Genomic DNA, 6,604 nt, shown 5'->3' with positions numbered 1-6,604 from the left:
CTTGGGGTTACTTACAGAATTTGTAACCGTTCAGGGCTATACATTAGAAGTGTAAACAAGGAGAAATGGGGAAAAGGGAGAATTGGAGAAATGGCTCAAACTTTTTCTTGCTCCACCCTTCGGACATTAATCCTGGTGTCGTGTTGAGTAAGTTTTGCACGGGGCATCATCAGGTTTCGTAACCTGCAAACGGATAATTGGTAACTGGTAATTGGTTAAATAGTTTCGTCCTGAGCTCAGCCGAACGGTATTTAATTACCAGTTACCAATCACCAGTTACCAGAATCAAATTCCGTGCGTTATTTGTTCAACACGACACTAACTTTTGATGGACATTAATACAGACATTAATAATCCTATCACTTAACTCTTCTTTTCTCCACTTCTCCATCTTCTCCCTTTCTCCTTATTTTTATCCTACCTGAACCCTTACAAATTTTTGAATTAATTGTAGTAAGCGTTCAGCCACAGAGGCACAGAGTTCACAGAGAATTAAGGGAATTAGCCACAAATGGACACAAATTAACTTCTGACATCCCATATGTAGTGCGAACCTTTACTGTAACTCTGTGGCTATATCCTGAACGGTTACTAATTGTAATAGCTCAGTCATCTGAAGGAATGAGATATGGACTTATTTGCCATTAAAAGACATTTTCCTTCAATTTACCTGACAACTGCTATTTTCCGCACCTTTTTATCCGAGCCACCCCTGACATAATGGACATTAATCTGGCAGAAATAAACCCCATTTAACACAACCTCCCCTACCCCATTTCGACCGTCCCATTGGACTTCATTCATCCCGTGTGCCTTAAAATTATCCTGCAATAAAATCCTGACTAAATCCCCAATCACTGTATAAATTTTAATCGTGACATACCCATCTTGCGGTAAGTAATAAGCAATCGTTGTGGATTCTTTACCAGCGGCAAAAGGATTGGGGTAGTTGGTAAACGATTGTTCAATGGCTGGTTCAAAAATAGTCGTTTGCTCAGACCAGAGCGGGAAAACACCCAAAACGGCTATTGGATTATCCCAATTATCCACCGCCTCAATATCCTCTACTCCAACCTTAAAATTACCCGTTGTGGCAAAATCTGATATATCTATTTTTACCTCGACCGTTTTTGAATCAGCAACCGCTACCTTCAAAATAGGCACTAAATTTACCATTACCTTTAAACCACTCATATCGGTCTTCTCCGTTTGGGTGCCATCATAAGATAAAATTAATCTGGATAAAACAGCCGCAGGCAGAATTGGATTATTAAATCTATCTGCTAAACTTAGAGTTATCGTGCCTATCTTAATTTCATCTGTATTTGTTCCACCTTGATTATTAAAAATAAGCGTTAGAGCGTGAACATCTTTATTTCCTTTTACCACATTTACCGGGATATGAGTTTGAGATGAAACTGAAAGCCCAACAGGTTTTTCTTTAACCTGGAATAAAACAGAAATAGAGCCAAAAGTATATGTAATTGTGTGAAAATCATTGGCATCAACGAATTTTAAATCGAGCAAATCTAATCTAAACTCACCTAAATTTCCACCAATGTTTATTTTTAAATTAATCGTCCTCGTCGCCTGTGGAGTAATTGTTGCCGAAAGTGTTAAATTTTGGATTCCAGAATATGTTCCAAAGCCTTCAACTATTATCTTACTTACAACTTCAGGTATGGATAATTTTAACTCTTTTAATAAGATACAGGCACTGTTTATCGTCCCTGGATTAGTTATGGTTAATTCAAAGGCATTGATGTCTGTTTGATTTTGATAGACTTTGGTTGGGATAGTGGAGGTTGCAAAAACAATAATCTGCTGTGCCAAATCCTGTAATTTAATCGAAGATGTTGTGACACTACCAAAGTTCACTGGCACATCCTCCCCAGTATTTGAATCCCTGGCAAAAATGGTGATAGAACCGATTTGAAATTCCGTAGATAATGGATTTTCAATTATATCGACCACTATATCCACTATTTTAGGGATATTGGCATTCAAGGTAATAACTGGCGAGAAAAAAATGGTAACAGGATTTCCCGCAACCGCAACCTCACCATAGATAATATCCTCATCTTTTACCCGGACATTAGATATTGGGCTGATAGTTCCATTGAGAATAAGTTGGGTCACCTTGACATCACTGGCATTTTCTCCTTCATTTTTAAATTCAATCTGTCCCGCACAGACATTGCTTTGTCCTTTATTGGCAAACTTTGGAACATTTTCATTCTTGAAATTTACCTTTATGCCCGGTGATTGGGTTTTGATATTTGTCCAGCCTGAACTAAGGGGAAATGCGGCTTCAATAACATTAGAATTCGCATCAATATGAATCAAACCTATTTGAAATCTATTAGTTGTGGATGAAGTTGGAATATCAATAATTAAATTTACGGCTACATTTTGAGCCGGTGGAATACTAACTGGTGTTGTTAATGGTAAAACAGTGATTGTTCCTGATATCTCAAGATTGGTTTTGCTTCCATAGATAATCCCAGATTGACTAATCATCATTCTGGCTATTGCCCGACCTGGTATTGTGCCTACATCAAAGGTCAATGTTCCAATTTTTATATCTCCGGTCAAGGTTGGAGTTCCAGTGTTTTGAAAGATAATATTCATTGGAATCACATCCTGCTGTCCTTTATTTACCTCAAAAGGCATATTTGGGATATGTCGAATGACTAACTTTGTAGGTATCTCCTGAATATAAAGAATCTCGGAACAGGTATTGATAGAGGAAAGGGTTGTCGATGTTGCATAGCCGCTAAAGGTAAGTGTGCCCGGGATATGAGAGGCTTTGTAGCCCCAGATAAATTCGTGAAAAGAACCCGCAGTAAGGGTAGAAATAGCCTGCGGGACACTGATTAAAGTCGCACTTCCAGAACCCTCAAGCACAAGCAGGGTTGGCGTAACATTATAAACATCCTCATTTGCGGTAATGCTCATCTTGACCGTGAAAGTGCTGGCTACCGTAACCTTTTGTGAGGTTAATTTTAATGAAGATAATAGCCCCGCAGAGATAATCTGGAGATATGGATTGATGACTTCAGAATCTATTGGTCCGTCATTATCTGATAGAAATTCTAAGCCGTTAACCGGAATTTTCATCATAATTGTATTTCCCGGGTTATCAGCAATATCTGTTAGAATATATATTCTTCTGGGAACACTAATAGTTCCTGTCCATTCCCAATATTCCTGTTTCCAGGTAGTAGTATATGTATTTTGACCATCACATACTTTAACCATTTTTATATCTCTTGAATCTTTTGCCGTGCCACCATTTTTAATCCTTATTTTCGTCAAGACATCATCCGCATACCCATTACCCGGAATAAACACATCCAGGACAACTAAATCTGTTGTCCCGGTCGCCACAGTCAAAGATTGAGCACCATAATTAATAATCTGGCTACTGACCAGACCATCTATTTTATGAAATCCAAAAGAGTCTAACGGAAATATTCCACCAATAGTTATCGTTGCGGATTTAAAACCAATATCAGTTGAACCTGCAATATGACAATCAATGATATTATCATCTCTGGCATTCTGGAGCGAAAGATTATATCGGACCTTAATATATCTTGTTTCATACGGGCTAATATCAAGGTTTAGCCCTGAAAACACAGCCCGGCTATTTTTATAGTTCGCCACACCAATATTGGCTGTTCCTTGATAAAGATAAAGAATGTCCACCTGCGAATCAATTTGATTTAAACTTCCTGTGCCCAGACTACTATTAGTCATTATCAACGAGGTTAAGGTTTGGGTTTGTGAATAATAATTGGTTACTGATAAATTTAAAATCTCAAGTTCTTTAGTTCCTGGATATACCTTTTCTTTTAATAAATCCAATGCCTCAAATATAACTTTATTATGGACTTTAATCTGTTGTGAGTAATAATTAGTGATAGGGTTATCTATTGGACCATCATTTTCTGACAGGACTTCGATACCTTTTATTGGGATTTTTATTTTTATTGTTTTTCCTTCATCAGCAATTTCAGTAATATCTACCGTGACAAACACCTTTAAACCAGTTGTGCCAATGGATTGATTCAAGCCAGTTCTATGCCACATTGCCCCGGTAAAATTCATTGTTCCCAGACAAATATCACTTATCGTGCCAAATATCCCATCTCCATTATCGAGCCAGAATTTAAAAACAACATCTTCATATTTAGCCGTGCCAGCATTTTCAATACTTAAAGCCTTCAAGGTATCAGTCGCATAACCATTGGGAGGAATAGTTACATTCAGAACCAAATTATTCAATTCACCTGATTTAAAACTATCTGGCAGGACATCATAAATCTTTATCTGGTCGGCAACCATCCCATTTACGAGATGATGTCCATAGGAATTTAAAGGAAAATCGCCATTGACAGTCGTGGTCATAGCAAAGGTTACATCTACCAGTGCGACATCTATTATATCCTGGTCTTTTGCAGAGTCAGATGAGAGGTCATAAGTAACCAGCAGGGTCGTTGTGCCATAATCAGGTGGAATTGGAATATTAAGACTATTGAATATGGCTATGCCTGAAGTAAATGTAGTCGTCCCCACCAGGGTAGTGTTATGATACAAATACAATCTTTCGATTTGTGAATCTAATTCAGATTGTGAACCTAAACCCTGAGTGGTATTAGTTAATTTAATGGCAGTAATTGTTTTCGTGGCTGTGTAGGAATTCTCTGATTTTATCTTTAAAATTTCAAGAGAACGCTGTCCTGGATTTTTAATCTCGGTTGGTATATTTTCGGCAATAAAAGTAACATAAGGTGGAGAAACCTTGACTTTATTTCCACCAGATAAAATTTGGGAGTAGGTTTGAGAATTGGTATCCGTGCCTTTTAAAGATAAGGCAGGTGAATAAATCATAGAAACTAAATTTGTCGGGATATCTAATGGGTTAAAAGACAAAATAGCATTTTCATGTCCCGGGATATAGATTATGGTTGTTAAGGTAGTTGTAAATGTATTTGCTCCGTCACCAAAGGAAATAGTAGATAGAGGAGATAGGGAAACACCGATATTACTTAAATTCATAATTGCTACTTGAAAACTCACATTTTTTTCTCCTTGAGTAACTACATCAGGAAAAACAGAATTGTTTATTTCTTGTAGTAATGGAGGATTTTCTACTATTCTAATGGTAGTTTGAGTACTTCTGATATTGATAACAGCAAATTTGATTGTCCAGGTACCAGGGTTTTCATCATAATAATAAAAGTCTATCGTACTGGTGCCGTCAGGTATTGTAAGAGTGGGTACAGAACCTCCTTCTGGGGTTAATCGAAATTCATAAGGATGCTCTGGAGTAGAATATGGAGTAATGTATAGTGAATCTTGAGTTATAGGATTATTAAATTCATCCCGTCGCTCGAGTCTAAATACCTCTGAGACACTCCCCGCAACCGCAAATTGAGGTGCCAAAAGAAGGACTAAATGCTTTTCAGACGGGGTTAAAATACAGCCGTGTAGAGATATGGTTGTTTGCGTGTCGGAAGTAGATAAATACAACTGGCTATTGTAAGTTCCAGGGGATTGTCCCACCGGATAATCTAACCATAGGTATAGGGTTTGTGTTGCCCCTTGTTCTGAAGTAGCGGGATAAGTGTCTATAGTTTGATAAGTAGGCGTGACGGTATTCTGAAGACTACTCGTATTGGTTAAGGCATAACCTAACGGGCCAGGCAAGGATATAGTGCCACCATTTTCACCAATAAAATCCTCTGCCTTAATCTGTAAGATATAGTTGTTGTTGGAAATAATATTGAGATTAATAGGAAAAGTAAGCGGATTATCATTTGTATCGGCAAAAGAAGAGGTAAAAAAGGCATCCTGGCTATCAATGTTTATCTCGCTGTAATAGGCGTTACTAATATTTATTTCACAGGATACATCCTGGGATTGGTTTGTATAACATACGACCACTTTAATCTTCCAATCAGAATTTTGTTGATACCTTGCTATTTTGCCTGGAGTAAAAACTAATTTCAAAGTTCCTGTTCCGCTAGTAGAAGTAGCAATTTTACAATTATCTTTATCAATAGTCCAGGTAGAACTTAATGGACCAACTAATTTCCAGCCGTCATTTTTACTCCATTGATAAGTAGCGTGGTCAATTGGGGTATCTGTTCCTTTTTCTGAATTTGTTGTTCCATCCCAGATATAGAAATTAACTCCATAGATAACATCAGATTCATCAAAGAACTGGACCAAAAGTGTCATTTCATCATTTGGAGTCATTTGTGAAGTAGAAGTAGTAGTTTGGCCGTTATCATCTTCAAAAAGTGTTACTGTTCCTACTTGCGGGATATAAGCCTCGCTGAGATTATAAGTTAGGATTAAAAATCCTATTAAAATAATATATCTCATCAATATTATTTATACCATAATTATTTCTAATTGTCAATCAAAGAAATTTGAGTTATTCACCAAAAAACAGATATAGCATACAAAGGTAACTGTTCACCGCAGAGATGATATGATAAAGTGTCAAGTTTGACCTGCGAAAGATTTTATGGTATACTATACAAAAAGTATTAACTAACTAAAATAAGGAGGACAAACTTATGACACAAAC

At 37.1% G+C, this 6,604-nt stretch carries 1 protein-coding gene; it reads right to left on the bottom strand.

The window, feature by feature from the left end; translation table 11 throughout:
* Positions 1 to 666: 666 nt before the first annotated feature.
* The gene (locus tag AB1414_13290) at positions 667 to 6,396 is read right to left on the bottom strand and encodes a hypothetical protein (protein MEW6608398.1); all 5,730 of its coding nucleotides are present in this window, start codon (positions 6,394 to 6,396) and stop codon (positions 667 to 669) included.
* Between the last annotated feature and the right edge of the window lie 208 nt (positions 6,397 to 6,604).

The sequence above is a fragment of the bacterium genome (assembly GCA_040755795.1).
Classification (GTDB): domain Bacteria; phylum UBA9089; class CG2-30-40-21; order CG2-30-40-21; family SBAY01; genus JBFLXS01.
Note: the sequence above shows the minus strand (reverse complement) of the source record. Positions and strands in the feature narration are given on the sequence as shown.